The organism is Mycolicibacterium neoaurum ATCC 25795, assembly GCF_000691525.1.
Classification (GTDB): domain Bacteria; phylum Actinomycetota; class Actinomycetes; order Mycobacteriales; family Mycobacteriaceae; genus Mycobacterium; species Mycobacterium neoaurum.
Map to the genome: position 1 here is coordinate 68001 of NZ_JMDW01000019.1, position 15652 is coordinate 83652.

The 15652-nt window shown below is 66.2% G+C and carries 13 protein-coding genes; 10 read left to right on the forward strand and 3 right to left on the reverse strand.

Annotation, left to right across the window (positions count from 1 at the left end):
• The first annotated feature begins 35 nt into the window (after positions 1 to 35).
• From IC40_RS0123430 to IC40_RS0123440, 3 genes are read left to right on the forward strand one after another with little or no spacing between them, the layout of a single operon-like run.
• On the forward strand, positions 36 to 1391 hold the full coding sequence (locus IC40_RS0123430) for an MFS transporter (RefSeq protein ID WP_030137099.1): 1356 nt from the start codon (positions 36 to 38) through the stop codon (positions 1389 to 1391).
• Positions 1388 to 2161 carry a 3-hydroxybutyrate dehydrogenase gene (locus IC40_RS0123435; RefSeq protein WP_042510087.1) on the forward strand — a complete coding sequence of 258 codons (774 nt, stop codon included), beginning with the start codon at positions 1388 to 1390 and terminating at the stop codon, positions 2159 to 2161. Before IC40_RS0123430 ends, IC40_RS0123435 begins: the two co-directional genes overlap by 4 nt.
• Entirely contained in the window at positions 2158 to 4074 is a 1917-nt protein-coding gene (locus IC40_RS0123440; protein WP_036470695.1) for an acetoacetate--CoA ligase, read from the forward strand. Before IC40_RS0123435 ends, IC40_RS0123440 begins: the two co-directional genes overlap by 4 nt.
• Here the strand turns inward: IC40_RS0123440 and xylB are convergent.
• A complete protein-coding gene (gene xylB / locus IC40_RS0123445) occupies positions 4071 to 5480 on the reverse strand; it encodes a xylulokinase (RefSeq protein ID WP_030137102.1) in 1410 nt (469 codons plus the stop codon). The genes IC40_RS0123440 and xylB overlap by 4 nt on opposite strands.
• 1 nt (position 5481) lies before the next feature.
• Positions 5482 to 6669, reverse strand: a complete 1188-nt coding sequence (locus IC40_RS0123450) for an ROK family transcriptional regulator (protein WP_042510086.1) — start codon at positions 6667 to 6669, stop codon at positions 5482 to 5484.
• A 99-nt stretch (positions 6670 to 6768) separates the two neighbouring features.
• On the opposite strand from IC40_RS0123450, the gene xylA reads away from it, so the two are divergent.
• The 6 genes from xylA (at position 6769) to IC40_RS0123480 (ending at position 13901) form a co-directional block, all read left to right on the forward strand.
• A complete protein-coding gene (gene xylA, locus IC40_RS0123455) occupies positions 6769 to 7986 on the forward strand; it encodes a xylose isomerase (protein ID WP_030137104.1) in 1218 nt (405 codons plus the stop codon).
• A 77-nt stretch (positions 7987 to 8063) separates the two neighbouring features.
• Positions 8064 to 9134, forward strand: coding sequence for a sugar ABC transporter substrate-binding protein (locus tag IC40_RS0123460; protein WP_030137105.1), 1071 nt, complete (start codon positions 8064 to 8066; stop codon positions 9132 to 9134).
• A 7-nt stretch (positions 9135 to 9141) separates the two neighbouring features.
• Complete coding sequence (locus tag IC40_RS0123465; RefSeq protein WP_030137106.1) at positions 9142 to 9927, forward strand: ATP-binding cassette domain-containing protein; 786 nt, start codon at positions 9142 to 9144, stop codon at positions 9925 to 9927.
• Between the two features lie 16 nt (positions 9928 to 9943).
• Positions 9944 to 11221, forward strand: a complete 1278-nt coding sequence (locus IC40_RS0123470) for a sugar ABC transporter permease (RefSeq protein ID WP_030137107.1) — start codon at positions 9944 to 9946, stop codon at positions 11219 to 11221.
• A gap of 85 nt (positions 11222 to 11306) precedes the next feature.
• A complete protein-coding gene (locus IC40_RS0123475; RefSeq protein WP_030137108.1) occupies positions 11307 to 12131 on the forward strand; it encodes an alpha/beta fold hydrolase in 825 nt (274 codons plus the stop codon).
• 159 nt (positions 12132 to 12290) lie between these two features.
• Entirely contained in the window at positions 12291 to 13901 is a 1611-nt protein-coding gene (locus IC40_RS0123480) for an HNH endonuclease signature motif containing protein (RefSeq protein WP_051644425.1), read from the forward strand.
• On the opposite strand, the gene IC40_RS0123485 is transcribed toward IC40_RS0123480, so the two are convergent.
• Positions 13902 to 15074 (reverse strand): pyridoxal phosphate-dependent aminotransferase, encoded by a 1173-nt coding sequence (locus IC40_RS0123485; protein ID WP_030137110.1) that lies wholly within the window; start codon positions 15072 to 15074, stop codon positions 13902 to 13904.
• Positions 15075 to 15100: 26 nt separating this feature from the next.
• Here IC40_RS0123485 and IC40_RS0123490 point away from each other — a divergent pair, with 26 nt between their 5' ends.
• The gene (locus IC40_RS0123490; protein ID WP_030137111.1) at positions 15101 to 15652 is read left to right on the forward strand and encodes an isochorismatase family protein; all 552 of its coding nucleotides are present in this window, start codon (positions 15101 to 15103) and stop codon (positions 15650 to 15652) included.

Genomic DNA, 15652 nt, shown 5'->3' on the forward strand with positions numbered 1-15652 from the left:
TGTGCGCGGTGTTACCTGCATGAATACTCAGGCCTATGTGTGCCGCCGATCACAGTTCACATCAGCCGACGACCGGTCTCAAACGGGTCGTCACCGCATCGATGGCCGGCACGGTCGTCGAGTGGTACGAGTTCTTCCTCTACGGCACCGCCGCGACGCTGGTGTTCAGCAAGGTGTTCTTCGCCCAGACCGGCAGTGAACTAGACGCCATCCTCGCCGCATTCGTCACGTATGCCGTCGGGTTCATCGCCCGCCCGTTGGGCGGCATCGTCTTCGGCCACTTCGGCGACAAGTACGGCCGCAAGAAGCTGCTGCAGTTCAGCCTGCTGCTGGTCGGCGCTGCCACCTTCGCGATGGGCTGCCTGCCGACCTTCAACCAGATCGGCTACTGGGCGCCGGCGCTGCTGGTGACACTGCGGTTCATCCAGGGCTTCGCCGTCGGCGGCGAATGGGGTGGCGCGGTGCTGTTGGTCGCCGAGCACAGCCCCGACCGGCAGCGCGGATTCTGGGCCAGTTGGCCGCAGGCCGGTGTGCCCGCCGGGAATCTGCTCGCCACCATCGTGCTGCTGGTACTGACCACCACGCTGTCCGACGCCGCTTTCCTGTCTTGGGGCTGGCGGGTGGCGTTCTGGTTGTCGGCGGTGGTGGTGCTGGTCGGTTACTACATCCGCACCAAGGTCACCGATGCGCCGATCTTCGTCGAAGCGCAGCAGGAGGCCGAGCGGATCAAGGCGAGCTCGCTGTCCGTCGTCGAGGTGCTCAAGCGTTACCCCCGAGGCGTTTTCACGGCCATGGGCCTGCGGTTCGGCGAGAACATCATGTACTACCTGGTGGTCACCTTCTCCATCACCTATCTCAAGACCCAGGTGGGCGCGGACACCAGCACCATCCTCTGGTACCTGCTGTTCGCACACGCCGTGCACTTCGCCGTCATCCCGCTGGTCGGCCGGTTGTCTGACCGGTACGGTCGCAGGCCGGTGTACATCATGGGTGCACTGCTGGGCGCGACCTGGGGCTTCTTCGCCTTCCCGATGATGAACAGCGGCAACTACGCGGTGGTGACGGCCTCGGTGACCATCGGGCTGGTGATCCATGCGCTGATGTATGCGCCGCAACCGGCGATCATGTCCGAGATGTTCCCCACCAGGATGCGCTATTCCGGTGTCTCGCTGGGCTATCAGGTCACCTCGATCGTCGCCGGATCGCTGGCACCGATCATCGCGGTGAAACTGCTCGACATCTACGACTCGTCGGTGCCGATCGCGGTGTACCTCGGCCTGGCATGCGGTGTCTCGTTCCTGGCCGCACTGGTCACCCGGGAGACCAAGGGCATCGACCTCAAGACGCTCGACGATGCCGATGCGCGTGACATAGCCGGGGCGCGGGCATGAGCGAGCCTGCGAGCGAATCGACGGCACTGAGCCTTGTCGGAAAGACCGCACTGGTCACCGGAGCTGCGGCCGGTATCGGTGCGGCGTGTGCCCGTGAACTGGCCGCCCGCGGTGCAAAGGTGACCGTGGCCGACCGGGACGCCGAGGGGGCGCAGGCGCTGGCCGACGAGATCGGCGGCACCGCATGGCCGGTCGACCTGCTCGACGTATCGGCCCTCGAAGATCTGCGCCTCGACGTCGACATCCTGGTCAACAACGCCGGCGTGCAGCGGGTGGCGCCGTTAGCCGAGTTCCCGCCCGACGCCTTCCGCACCCTGCTGACGCTGATGACCGAGGTGCCCTTTCTGCTGATCCGGGCGGCGCTACCGCACATGTACGACGCGGGTTTCGGTCGGGTCATCAATCTGTCGTCGGTGCACGGACTGCGGGCCTCCGAATATAAGGTCGCGTATGTGACGGCCAAGCACGCGCTGGAGGGGCTCTCGAAGGTGACCGCGCTGGAGGGCGGCCCGCACGGGGTGACCAGCAACTGCGTCAACCCCGGATATGTGCGGACGGCCCTGGTGGACAAGCAGATCACCGATCAGGCCCGCACCCATGGCATCGACGAGCAGCAGGTCGTCGAACAGATCCTGCTCAAGGAGAGCGTCATCAAACGACTCGTGGAACCGCAGGAGGTGGCCTCGTTGGTGGGTTGGCTGGCCTCCGAACAAGCCGGCATGGTCACCGGCGCGTCCTACACCATGGACGGCGGGTGGAGCGCCCGGTGAATCCTGAGCCCCAGTGGGAACCGACCGCAACCGATATCGCCGACGCACAGGTGACCGCGTTCGCCCGGTTCGCCGGTCACGAGGGTGACTACCACGACCTGTGGCAGTGGTCGGTCGACGATCCGGGGGCTTTCTGGGGCGCGCTGTGGCGCTATTTCGACCTCGGTGACATTCCCGGCGAGGTCCTGGCCGAGGACTCCATGCCGGGCGCGGTCTGGTTCCCCGGCGTGCGCCTGAACTATGTCGACCAGATCGCCCGGCACTCCCGCACCGACCGGCCCGCCATCCTGAGTCTTGGCGAGGGATCCGCTGTCACCGAACTCTCCTGGGCCGAATTGCTCAGTCGCACCGCAGCGTTCGCCAACACACTCGTCGAACTCGGGGTACGCCCCGGTGACCGGGTGGTGGGATACCTGCCCAATATCGCCGAGGCCGTCATCGCGTTCCTCGGTACCGCCGCGATCGGTGCGGTATGGAGCGCCTGCGGCCAGGACTATTCGGCCAAGGCCGCGCTGGACCGGCTCGGTCAACTGGAGCCGGTGGTGCTGGTGACCGCCGACGGATACCGGTTCGGCGGTAAGACCCACGACAAGAGTGCCGATGTGGCCGAGTTGCGAGCCGGGCTACCCTCGTTGACCGCGACGATCTCGGTGTCCCGGTTGTTGCCGACGCCCGAGGGGCAACTCGACTTCGCGACCGTCACCGCCGGTGATGCCAAGTTGCATACGGCCGCAGTCGAATTCGACCATCCGCTGTGGATCCTATTCTCCTCGGGAACCACGGGTCTGCCGAAGGGTATCGTGCACGGCCACGGCGGCGTGTTGGTCGAACACCTCAAAGCAGTTGCCCTACAGAGCGATATCGGGCCCACGGACAGCTTCTTCTGGTACACCAGCCCATCCTGGATGATGTGGAACTTCCAGGTCGCCGGTCTGCTGGTCGGGGCCACCATCGTCTGCTACGACGGTAGCCCGTCCTATCCGAGCCCGGATGCGCTGTGGGAGATGACCGCTCGACTCGGTGTCACCGTGTTGGGTACCAGCCCGGGTTATGTGCTCGGTTGCGCCAAGGCCGGAGCGGTGCCCCGCACCGATCATGATCTTTCCGTCTTGCGCACCGTCGGCATCACCGGATCGTCGCTGCCGCCCTCGACAGCGCTGTGGATGCGCGACAACCTCGGCGCGCACGTGCAGGTCGCCTCGATCAGCGGCGGCACCGACGTGGTCTCGGCATTCATCGGTGGGGTACGCACGGTGCCGGTGTGGCCGGGGGAGCTGTCCGTGCCGTTCCTGGGTGCGGCGCTGGATGCGTGGGACGAGTCGGGACAACCGGTCCGCGGTGAGGTCGGAGAGTTGGTGATCACCAAACCCCTTCCCTCGATGCCGGTTTCATTCTGGAATGATCCCGACGGTTCGCGATATCGGGACGCATATTTCGACATGTTCCCCGGTGTCTGGCGGCATGGCGACTGGATCACCATCACCGACCGCGGCAGCGTCATCGTGCACGGCCGGTCCGACTCCACCCTGAACCGGCACGGAATCCGGATGGGCAGTGCGGATATCTACCAGTCCGTCGAGCGGTTGCCCGAGATCGCCGAGGCCCTGGTGATCGGTGCCGAGCAGCCCGACGGCGGCTATTGGATGCCGCTGTTTGTGGTGCCCGCCGACGGGGTGTCGTTGACCGACGAACTGGTCGACAAGATCAAGCAGACCATCCGCACCGAGGTCTCCCCGCGGCACGTACCCGATGAGGTCATCCTCGCGCCCGGCATCCCGCACACGCGCACCGGCAAGAAGCTCGAGGTGCCGATCAAGAAGCTGTTCCAGGGTGCCGATGCATCAAAGGTGGTCGAGCGCAGCGCCGTCGACAATCCGGACCTGCTCGACTGGTATGCCGCCCAGCGCCGCTAGCGCACCGTGAGATCCTGCAGGTGCAGATAGCGGTCCAGGACCCCCGGTGTGGGGTCCGCCCGGTAGGTCCGGGTCGCCCCGCTGTCCCACTCCGGCTGTTCTGCTCGGCCGGACAGGACCCAGGCCGCCTGGCGTGCTGCGCCCAGCGCCACGTACTCGCCGGTCTCGGGCACGTCGACTGTCGTGCCGAACATCGCGGGGGCGATCTGTCGTACGGCCTGCGAGCGGGCCCCGCCACCGATCAGGATGATGCGTTCGGTCGGAATGCCCTGGCCCTCGATCTTCTGCATGCAGTAGGCCATCGAGCCGAGTAGACCCTCGACGGCCGCCCGAGCGATATTGGCAGGAGACAGGTTTCGCGTGGTGACACCGTGCAGTGCACCGGCCGCGTCGGGCAGGTTGGGGGAGCGTTCGCCATCGAAGTACGGAATCAGCACCAACCCGTCGGCGCCGGTGGGTGCCGACAATGCGAGTCGGTCGAACTCGTCGAAATCGACATCGAGCATCCGTGCCACCGCCGCGAGCACAGGTGCCCCATTGAGGGTGCACACCAGCGGCAGGTGCCTGCCGGTGGCGTCGGCGAACCCGGCGACGATGCCCTCGCCGTCGTGGGCGGGTGTCGTACCGACGGCGCTGACGACTCCGGATGTACCCAGCGACACCACGCAGTCACCGACCGTGGCGCTCAATCCCAGTGCTGCCGCCGCGTTGTCGCCGGCACCAGGGCCCAACACCGCGCCACCGGGCGTGGTGCCCGCGCTGTCACGTGGACCGAGCACTGCCGGAATCGCAGGTCGTCGGCCGCGGAGGGCGCATTCGAGCAGGTCGTGCTGGTAGCTGCCGGTGGCGGCCGAGAAGTACCCGGTCCCGCTGGCGTCGCTGCGGTCGGTGCGCAGGTCGGCGATGTCCTGCGATCCGCTCAACCGCCAGGTGAGCCAGTCGTGCGGCAGGCATACCGCCGCTGTCGCGTCGGCATTGCCGGACTCGTGGTCGGCAAGCCAGCGCAGTTTGGCCGCGGTGAACGCTGCGACCGGGACCACACCGACGCGTTGCGCCCACGCAGAAGCGCCGCCGAGTTCGGCGACGAGCTGGTCGGCGGCTTCGGCTGACCGAGTGTCGTTCCACAACAATGCATCCCGCACGACACGACCGGAGTCATCGAGACAGACCATGCCGTGTTGCTGTGCGCCCACCGAGATGGCCTCGACATCGTCGATACCCCCCGCGGCCTGGATGGCCGACTGCAGCGCGTGCCACCAGTGCTGGGGGTCGATCTCGGTGCCGGTGGGGTGCGGCGCGCTGCCCGTGCGCTGCACCCCACCGGTCGCCGCATCGCAGACCACCACCTTGGTCGATTGTGTGGACGAATCGATTCCGGCGACCAATGTCGGGTGTGAACCTGCCATGTCAGAACCTTCCGGGGTCGGCGAGCAGGGGAGCGAAGGCCAGTTCCGCCGCACCGATGATGAGGGTTTCCGGGCCCAGCGTCGCGGGCACGACCCGCACCAATCGGCGCGGGGCACCCATGGTCCGGCGCTCCAGCTCGTCGTGCAGTACCGAGGCGGCGAAGGCGGGGAACACCCGCAGGAAGCCGCCCAACACGATCAGGCGCGGATTGAGCATGTTGATCGCGTTGCCGAGCGCGATCGCCAGGCACCGCGCCTGGCGGTGCAACACGTCGCGCTCGGCGTGGCCGGGCGCCGAAAGGGTCTGGCGGGCTGGGTCATCCAGCTGGGCGAGTAGCTTGCTGAGGGGTTGCTGGCTGACCTCGGTTTCCAAACAGCCGATGCTGCCGCAGTGGCACCGTTCGGCGCCCCCCACGTAGGTGTGCCCGAGTTCGCCCGCATAGCCGGCCACACCGGCCAGGATGTCACCGGCGACCACGAAGCCGGCACCGATACCGCTGGGCCCTCCGTTGACGTAGATGAGGTGGTCGGGCTCGTGGTGGTCGCCGAACAGATGCTCGGCGATCGCCCCGGCATTCGCGTCGTTGACCGCGCAGACGGGCAAACCCGTTGCCTCGGTAAGCATCTGGCCGATCGTGACATCGTGCCAGTCCAGATTCGGTGCGAGCTGAACGGTGGATTCCGGACTGTGCACAAGTCCGGGTACGGCGACACCGACGGCGATGATCCGCTGCTCGTCGTCCAGCGACGCGCGGATCCGGTTGATCTCCTCGGCCGCGATCGCCACGGCATCGTCGGCGGTGGGTACCTTGTCGGTAGCGCGGCGGATGACGGTGCTGACCGTCCCGCCCATCGACACCAGGCCCACGGTGACGGCATCGACCTCCGGGGTCACCGCCACGGCCAGCGCCCGAGGGTCGGGGCGCACGATCGGACTGGGCCTGCCTACCTGGGTGGCGGTAGCGGCCGGTGCCTCGGCGACGAGTCCGCGCGCGACCAGCTCTTCGACCAGGTCCTTTGTGGTGGAACGGGACAGCCCGGTCAGCCGGGTCAGTTCGGCGCGACTCAGTGCGCGGCGACGGTGGACCAGGGTCAGGACACTGGACAGATTGCGGCGTCGGATGTCGTCACTGCTGGTGCCGACCCGAGGGCGGCGCTGATCGGGATGGGTCGGGGCCGGTCCATGCACGAGCAACCACCCTCTCATATCCGACCTTGACAGTGTCCTGTGCCACATTTTATGTTCGCACAGAGAACAAAAGCGTAGAGCATCGATGCGAGGAGCACCATGACCGTCTTGGAATCCCGGGCCGACGAGCAGCTGACACCGCGGACATCGGACAAGTTCTCGTTCGGCCTGTGGACGGTGGGCTGGCCGGGCACCGATCCCTTCGGCGTGGCGACCCGCCCCCCGCTCGACCCGGTGGAGGCCGTGCATCGGCTGGCCGAACTGGGCGCCTATGGTGTGACGTTCCACGATGACGATGTGTTCGCATTCGGCAGCTCGGATGCCGAGCGGCGACATGCCGTCGACCGCCTGACCGCCGCCCTGGACGCCTCCGGTCTGGTCGTGCCGATGGTGACCACCAACCTGTTCAGCCAACCCGTTTTCAAGGACGGCGGTTTCACCAGCAACGACCGTGCCGTGCGGCGTTTCGCGCTGCGTAAGGTGTTGCGGAACCTGGATCTCGCCGCCGAGTTGGGAGCCCAGACGTTCGTGATGTGGGGCGGGCGCGAGGGAAGCGAGTACGACTCGGCCAAGGACGTCCAGGCCGCGCTGGCGCGTTACCGCGAGGCGGTCGATCTGTTGTGCCAGTACGTGATCGACCAGGGGATCGACATCCGGTTCGCCATCGAGCCCAAGCCCAACGAGCCGCGCGGCGACATCCTGTTGCCGACGGTGGGGCATGCGTTGGCTTTCATCGAGACCCTCGCCAGGCCCGAGATGGTCGGGGTGAACCCCGAAACCGGGCATGAGCAGATGGCCGGCTTGAACTTCACCCACGGCATCGCGCAGGCGCTGTACAGCGGCAAGCTGTTCCACATCGATCTCAACGGCCAGCGCGGGATAAAGTTCGACCAGGATCTGGTGTTCGGACACGGCGATCTCGCCAACGCCTTCGCCCTGGTGGACCTTCTCGAGCACGGCGCGCCCGGCGGCGGGCCGGCCTACTCGGGACCGCGGCATTTCGATTACAAGCCCAGCCGCACCGAGGACGCCGACGGCGTATGGGCGTCGGCGGCCGCGAACATGCGGATGTATCTGCTCCTGCGTCAGCGCGCCGCCGCATTCCGCGCCGACCCCGCCGTGCGGGAGGCGATGGCCGCGGCCAAGGTCGACGAACTGCGGGAACCAACCCTGGCCACCGGTGAGACCTACCGTGACCTGCTGGCCGACCCGACCGCCTACGAGACCTTCGACGCCGACGCGTATTTCGGCGGGCACGGCTGCGGATTCGTCGCTCTCAACCAACTTGCGATCGAGCACCTCCTCGGTGCCCGCTGACAAAGTGATCCAGAACACATATTTTGTGATGCAACGGAACAAATCAATCGGGCAGTGATGACCATTCGGAGGACCATATGAATCGCACCAGCAGCCTTCTCGCCGCAGCAGTCCTCGGTATCGGACTCACGCTCACGGCGTGTGGGTCGAACTCGACGAGCCAGCAAGCCGCCGATGGCGCCGGAAAGGTGGGCGTCATCCTGCCGGACACCAAGTCCTCGGTGCGTTGGGAGACCAAGGACCGGCCCGCGCTCGAAGAGGCCTTCAAGGCGGCCGGGGTCGATTACACGATCCAGAATGCAGAGGGTTCTGCCGACACGATGGCCACCATCGCCGACGGCATGATCGCCGACGGAGTGACGGTCCTGGCGATCGTCAACCTCGATTCCGACAGCGGCGCCTCCATTCAGGAGAAGGCAGCGGCTCAGGGCGTCAAGACCATCGACTACGACCGCCTCACCCTCGGCGGCTCTGCCGATGTGTATGTGTCCTTCGACAACACCAAGGTCGGTGAACTCCAGGGGCAGGGGTTGGCCGACTGTCTGGGTGGCCGGCCGGCGAATGTGGTGTTCCTCAACGGTTCTCCGACCGATAACAACGCGACGTTGTTCAGCAGTGGCGCCCATTCGGTGCTCGACGCCATCCCGAGCATCACCAATGTCGGTGAGCAGGCGGTCCCGGACTGGGACAACGACAAGGCCGTCACCATCTTCGAACAGCTCTACACCGCCGCCGACGGCAAAGTCGACGGTGTCTACGCGGCCAATGACGGATTGGCGGGTTCGGTCATCTCGATCCTTGAGAAGAACCGCCGCGCCGGTCAGGTGCCCGTCACCGGTCAGGACGCCACCGTCGAAGGGCTGCAGAACATCCTTGCCGGATCGCAGTGCATGTCGGTCTACAAGTCGGCGACCGAGGAGGCCGGCGCTTTGGCCAAGGTCGCCATTGCACTGGCCAAGGGTGAAACCCCGCAGACGTCGGCGACCTCGCGGGATGACACCGGCAACCGTGATGTGCCATCGGTGCTGTTGACACCGGTCTCGATAACCAAGGACAACGTCAACGTCGTGTTCGACGACGGTGGACAGTCCCGTGATGAGGTCTGCACGGGGCAGTTCGCCGCGATGTGCAGCGCCGCCGGAGTCTGACGCTGCGATGGCCACAGATATCGAGCCGATCCTCGAACTGCAAGGTGTGAACAAGAGTTTCGGCGTGGTGCACGTGCTGCACGATGTCGACTTCCGGGTTTACCCGGGCCAGGTGACCGCGTTGGTGGGTGATAACGGCGCCGGGAAATCGACCCTGGTCAAGGCAATTGCCGGAATCCACCCCATCGACACCGGTACCTACCTGTTCGAGGGAAAGCCTGTCACCGTCCGTAATCCCAACGACGTCTCGGCGCTTGGCGTCGAGGTCGTCTACCAGGATCTCGCGCTGTGCGACAACCTCGACATCGTCGAGAACATGTTCCTGGGTAGGGAATTGAAGGGGCGCGGCCTACTCGACGAGGCCCGCATGGAGACCATGGCCAGAGAGGCACTCACCTCGCTCTCGGTGCGCACCGTCAAATCGGTGCGGCAACCCGTCTCCAGCCTGTCCGGTGGTCAACGCCAGACGGTGGCGATCGCGAAATCGGTGTTGTGGAACTCCAAGGTGGTCCTGCTCGACGAACCGACCGCCGCGCTGGGTGTCGCGCAGACACAGCAGGTGATCGAGTTGGTGCGTCGGCTGGCCGATCAGGGACTGGGCGTGGTGTTGATCTCACACAACATGAACGATGTCTTCGAGGTGGCCGACCGGATCTGTGCGCTCTACCTCGGGCGCGTTGCCGCCGATATCCGGGCATCCGAGGTGACCCACGGTCAGGTGGTGGAGCTCATCACGGCCGGCCGGTCCGGAGCGCTGGGTTTGACACCCGCACACGCCGTCGAGTCGATGTGAGAGCGAAGGAATCCAGATGACCACGATGAGTTCCAAATCGTCTGTTTCGCTCGCGGATTCAGATTTCTCCGGTGATACCGCAACGGATACGACCTTCGGTGGGGCGGTCCGCGGATACCTGCAACGGGTACGTGGCGGGGATATGGGTTCGCTACCCGCGGTGCTCGGATTGATCGTGCTCTTCGTGGTGTTCGGCCTGGCAAACGATCGCTTCCTGTCGGCGCTGAACCTGGCCAACCTGATCACCCAGGCGGGTTCGATATGTGTGCTCGCGATGGGCCTGGTCTTCGTCCTGCTGCTGGGCGATATCGACCTGTCGGCGGGCGTCGCCGGTGGCGTGTCCGCCTGCGCCATGGGATTGATCATCGTCAATCTGAGCTGGCCGTGGTGGGCGGCGATCCTCACCGGGATCGCCTGTGGGGCACTGATCGGCTTGGCCATCGGCTTGTTGCGGGCCAAACTGGGCATCCCGTCCTTCGTCGTCACGCTGGCGTTCTTCCTCGGCCTGCAGGGGGTGACGCTGAAGCTCATCGGCGAGGGCGGCTCGGTCCGCGTCGACGATCCGGTGATCCGTGGTCTGACCATCAGCAACCTGCCGGTCGCTGTCGGGTGGGGTCTGGCGGCAGTGGTGGTGCTGGCCTTCGCCGGTCTCGAGCTCTACCAGTACCGTCGGAAAGCCGCACTGCGGCTGGCGAACTCACCGCTGAGCGTGGTCATCGCCCGTGTCGCGGTGCTGGCCGCGGTGGTCCTGGGCGTCACCTACGTCCTCTCGGTCAACCGAAGTGTCAGCGCGGTCAACGAGATTCGGGGCGTTCCCTATGTGCTCCCGCTGATCCTGGTATTGCTGGTCGCGATGACGTTGGTGCTCAAGAGGACGTCCTATGGCCGGCACATCTATGCCGTCGGCGGTAATGCCGAGGCCGCCCGGCGGGCGGGCATCTCGGTCGACCGCATCCGAGTGTCTGTTTTCGTGGTGTGTTCGTCGCTGGCGGCGTTGAGCGGCATCATCGCGGCGTCCTATGCCGGCAAGGTGTCGGCTGCGTCCGGTGCGGGGAACACCCTGCTTTATGCCGTGGGTGCCGCGGTGATCGGCGGTACCAGTCTGTTCGGTGGCAAGGGCCGCGCGGTCGACGCCGTCATCGGCGGTGTCGTGGTCGCCACCATCGCCAACGGACTCGGTCTGTTGAACCAATCGTCCTATATCAACTTCCTGGTTACCGGCGGGGTGCTGCTGTTGGCCGCCAGCGTGGACGCGGTGTCCCGACGTCGACGCTCCTCGACGGGGTTGAGTTGATCATCGGGACGGGATGCCGGCAGGCGGGCACAATGGCGGCTAGCGGTAACGACTTCCGGCGAGCGAAGGTGCAGGCTGATCTGTCATGAGCATTCTCAGCACAGGTGACGGGACGCAGATCTTCTATAAGGACTGGGGATCCGGGCAACCGATCGTCTTCAGCCACGGCTGGCCGTTGTCCTCCGACGACTGGGACAACCAGATGCTGTTCTTCCTGTCCCACGGTTACCGGGTCATCGCCCATGACCGGCGCGGGCATGGGCGGTCGACGCAGACGCCGGACGGGCACGACCTCGACCACTATGCCGATGACCTTGCCGCGCTCACCGACCATCTCGACCTGCGTGATGCGATCCACGTCGGGCATTCCACCGGTGGTGGTGAGGTGGTGCGTTACCTGGCCCGCCATGGTGAGAGCCGAGTGTCGAAGGCCGCACTGATCAGCGCGGTGCCGCCGCTCATGGTGCAGACCGAGGCGAATCCCGAGGGGTTGCCCAAGAGCGTGTTCGACGACCTGCAGGCGCAGCTGGCGGCCAATCGCTCGGTGTTCTACCGAGCGCTGCCGTCGGGCCCGTTCTACGGTTTCAATCGTCCTGGGGTGCAGTCGGATCCGGCGATCATCGACAATTGGTGGCGACAGGGCATGATGGGCGACGCACTTTCCCATTACGACGGGATCGTCGCATTCTCTCAGACCGACTTCACCGAGGACCTCAAGAAGATCACGGTGCCCACGCTGGTGATGCACAGTCGCGACGACCAGATCGTGCCCTACGTTGCGGCCGGTCCGAAGTCGGCCGAGTTGCTGCAGAACGGCACGCTGATCACCTACGAGGATTTCCCGCACGGGATGCCGACGACGCATGCGGATGTCATCAACGCAGACCTGCTGTCTTTCCTGCAGTCCTGAGTCGGCCGCGCATTTTCAGTGCGGCAACGACCCTTTGCGCAGACGGCAGATCCCATGCTGATCACCGCCCTTTCGGCACCTTGATCAGCCCATACGCAGTTATCCACAGGGGGCGCGATCGGTCTTGTCACGTCGGTGGGCGCGGGTAGCATAGAACACATGTTCGAACGGTCGGGGTTGTTGGAGCTGAGCGATGAGGAGCTCATCGCCGCGGTCACCGATGCCACCCGCGCCGAGGCGGCCGCGGCGGCCCGCCGGCTGGCGTTGGTGGCCGAGGTCACCGCCCGGCACTGCGAGGACGAAGACGAATCGTCGGCATTGAAGTTGATCGACGGATGGGCACTGGCCAAAGCCGAAATCAGCGCCGCCTGCACCCTCGGACCCAGCGCCGCCAGCGCCCAGATGCGCATCGCGATGGCCCTGCGCGATCGGCTGCCGAGGACCGCGGAGGTGTTCGCCCGCGGGTTGGTGTCGGCCAAGGTGATCAATGCGATCACCTGGCGCACCCAACTCGTCACGGACGAGGACGCGTTGAGGTTGATCGACGCCGGGATCGCCGGCACCGCCCACCAATACGGCGCATTATCGGAGAACGCGCTGATCCGGGCGGTCGACTTCTGGGTGCATACGTTCGATCCGGTCGCGGTCATCCGATCCAAGGCCGCGGCCAAAGACCGCTGTATCGACTTCGGTGACACCGATGACCCTGATGGTGTGGTGTCGTTCTGGGGACGGATGCGCGCCACCGACGCCGCGCTCAGCGACGCCCGGCTCAACGATCTCGCCCACGGTGTGTGTGACGGTGATCCGCGGACTGTGGCCGAACGCCGCGCCGACGCCCTGGCCGCGGTCCTGGCCGGCGCCGAAACCTTGACGTGCCTGTGCGGTAACCCCGACTGCACCGGGTCGGGCAAGGATCCCCGGGCCGGTGCGGTCACCATCTACGTGCTCACCGGACAAGAACCCGATAGCGGGCACGGGGCGAAGCCCGATGCCGGGCCTACGCCCGATTCGGGTCCGGCGCCCGGCACACCCGATACCGATCGGGTTGAGGAACAGCCGGTGGCCGCGCCGCCGGCCAAGGAGCCCGCCGCGAAAGAAGGCGGTGGCGCCGAACCCAAGCCCACCGCCCCCGCTGCCCCGGCCGCCAGCACTCGACCCGGCGTGGGTGCCGGCATCACCCTGGACGGGGCGATCATCGCCGCCCACCTGCTCGCCGAACTCATCGCCGGCGGCGCGAAAGTCCGGCCCCTGAACAACACAACAGACCTGGGCTCCGAACCCCGCTACCGACCCTCGGCAAAGCTGGCCGCCTATGCCCGGATGACCGCCATGACCTGCTGCTTCCCCGGCTGCGGACAACCCGCCCAACGCTGCGACCTGGACCATGTCACCCCCTGGCCGGCCGGGGCAACCCATCCGGGCAACCTGCGCCCACTGTGCCGTGAACACCACCTCCTCAAAACACTGAAAACCGGCTGGACCCCAAAAGCCCACCCCGACGGCACCACCGAATGGACCGCCCCGAACGGACACACCTACACGACAAAGCCGCTGGGGCCAGTCCTGTTCCCGCACAACACCATCGACATCCCGATACCGAGAACACGACACATCACCCTGATCGGGGAGCGCGGCAATCTCGGCGACCGCGAACCCGACATCCCACGACGCCAACGCACCAGACAACACGACCGCCAATACCGCATCAACGCCGAACGCACCCGCAACGCCACCGCTATCGCTCTCGACGGCGACCCGCCGTTCTGACTACCGGCCGCTCTGGCCTGCCAACCACGGCCCCATCCGCTCCAGCGCGGTGGTGATATCCGATGCTGCACCGGCGAAGGACAACCGCACGAACGATCCACCGTGCACGGTGTCGAAATCCACGCCCGGTGCGATGGCCACCCCGGTATCGGCGAGCAGGCGGGCGCAGAAGTCGAGCGAATCTGTGGAGTATTCGGAGATGTCGGCGTACACGTAGAACGCCCCGTCTGCCGGGGCGAGGCGATCAAGACCGATCTGGGCCAATCCGGTCAGCAGTACCTCGCGATTGGCGGTGTAGTCCCGAACCAATGCCTCCGCCGCGGCCAGCGACGCCGGATCGAACGCGGCGACTGCGGCCAGCTGTGGCAGCGTCGGCGGACAGATCGAGAAATTCCCGGTCAGGCGGTCGACTGCGCGACGCAGCGGTGCGGGTACCAGCAGCCAGCCCAGTCGCCAACCCGTCATGGCGAAGTACTTCGAGAAGCTGTTGACGACAATGGGATTGCGGGAGGTCTCCCATGCGGAACTGGTGGCGGGCGCACCCTGATACTCCAGACCGTGGTAGATCTCATCGCTGACCAACTGCACGCCCCGTTCGTCGCACCACGACACGATGGCGGCAAGGTCGGCGGCCGGGATGATCGTGCCGGTCGGGTTGGCCGGGCTGGCAATGATCAACCCCTTCACCGGCGGATCGAGCGCATCGAGCATCGCCACCGTCGGCTGGAAGCGGGTGTCGGGGCCGCACGGCACCTCGACGACCTCGCATCCCAGTGCCGACAGGATGTTGCGGTAGCACGGGTATCCGGGGCTGGTCACCGCGACGCGGTCGCCGACGTCGAAGCAGGATAGGAAGGCGAGCAGGAATCCGCCGGTCGACCCGGTGGTGATGACCACGGCGTCCATGTCGACGTCTATCCCGTGCTTGGTGCGGTACGACGCGGCGATGGCTGTCCGCAGTTCCGGGATGCCCAGTGCCACGGTGTATCCCAGGTTATGGTCGGCCAACGCCGCTGCGGCGGCAGCGCGGATCGGCTCCGGGGCCTGTGCGCTGGGCTGGCCTGCGGACAGGTTCACCAGGTCGCCGTGGGTGCGCTGGCGTTCGGCCGCGGCCAGCCAGACGTCCATCACGTAGAACGGCGGGATTCCGGCGCGCAGAGCTTCAGTAGACATCGAATCCAGGCTAGTCTGCGGTCACCATGACCACGCTGCACGACCGGCCGCACAGCGCACTCCTCGTCGTCGACGTCCAGGACCAGGTCGTTGCCGACGCGGTACGTCGTGACGAGGTCGTCGCCGCCATCGGCAGACTGGTCGACCGGGCACGGGCCGAGAAGGTGCCGGTGGTCTGGGTCCGGCATTCCGACGACGAACTGGTGCTCGGCAGCGCCGGCTGGCGCATCGTCGACGAACTGGTCCCCGACCGGACGGAACCGGTCATCGAGAAGAAACACGGTGACTCGTTCGAGGCGACGGACCTCGAGGATGTGCTGCATGGCCTGCGCGTCGGCAGGTTGGTGGTCGCCGGTGCGTGTAGCGACCAGTGCGTCCGGTCGACCATCCATGGTGCCTTCGTCCGCGGCTATGACGTCACGTTGGTCGGGGACGCGCACACCACCGTCGATCTCACGCAGTGGGGTGCACCGCCGCCGGAAATGGTTGTCGCACATACCAACCTGTACTGGGCACACCAGAGCGCGCCGGGACGCACGGCAGCCGTCGCCGATGCCGATGACGTGGAACTGGCCTAG

Bases quoted from the DNA above. Each gene is read 5' to 3' on its own strand.
- IC40_RS0123430 (WP_030137099.1), top strand. From the start codon at position 36: ATGTGTGCCGCCGATCACAGTTCACATCAGCCGACGACCGGTCTCAAA.
- IC40_RS0123435 (WP_042510087.1), top strand. From the start codon at position 1,388: ATGAGCGAGCCTGCGAGCGAATCGACGGCACTGAGCCTTGTCGGAAAG.
- xylB (WP_030137102.1), bottom strand. From the start codon at position 5,480: ATGGCAGGTTCACACCCGACATTGGTCGCCGGAATCGATTCGTCCACA.
- xylA (WP_030137104.1), top strand. From the start codon at position 6,769: ATGACCGTCTTGGAATCCCGGGCCGACGAGCAGCTGACACCGCGGACA.
- IC40_RS0123460 (WP_030137105.1), top strand. From the start codon at position 8,064: ATGAATCGCACCAGCAGCCTTCTCGCCGCAGCAGTCCTCGGTATCGGA.
- IC40_RS0123465 (WP_030137106.1), top strand. From the start codon at position 9,142: ATGGCCACAGATATCGAGCCGATCCTCGAACTGCAAGGTGTGAACAAG.
- IC40_RS0123470 (WP_030137107.1), top strand. From the start codon at position 9,944: ATGACCACGATGAGTTCCAAATCGTCTGTTTCGCTCGCGGATTCAGAT.
- IC40_RS0123475 (WP_030137108.1), top strand. From the start codon at position 11,307: ATGAGCATTCTCAGCACAGGTGACGGGACGCAGATCTTCTATAAGGAC.
- IC40_RS0123480 (WP_051644425.1), top strand. From the start codon at position 12,291: ATGTTCGAACGGTCGGGGTTGTTGGAGCTGAGCGATGAGGAGCTCATC.
- IC40_RS0123485 (WP_030137110.1), bottom strand. From the start codon at position 15,074: ATGTCTACTGAAGCTCTGCGCGCCGGAATCCCGCCGTTCTACGTGATG.
- IC40_RS0123490 (WP_030137111.1), top strand. From the start codon at position 15,101: ATGACCACGCTGCACGACCGGCCGCACAGCGCACTCCTCGTCGTCGAC.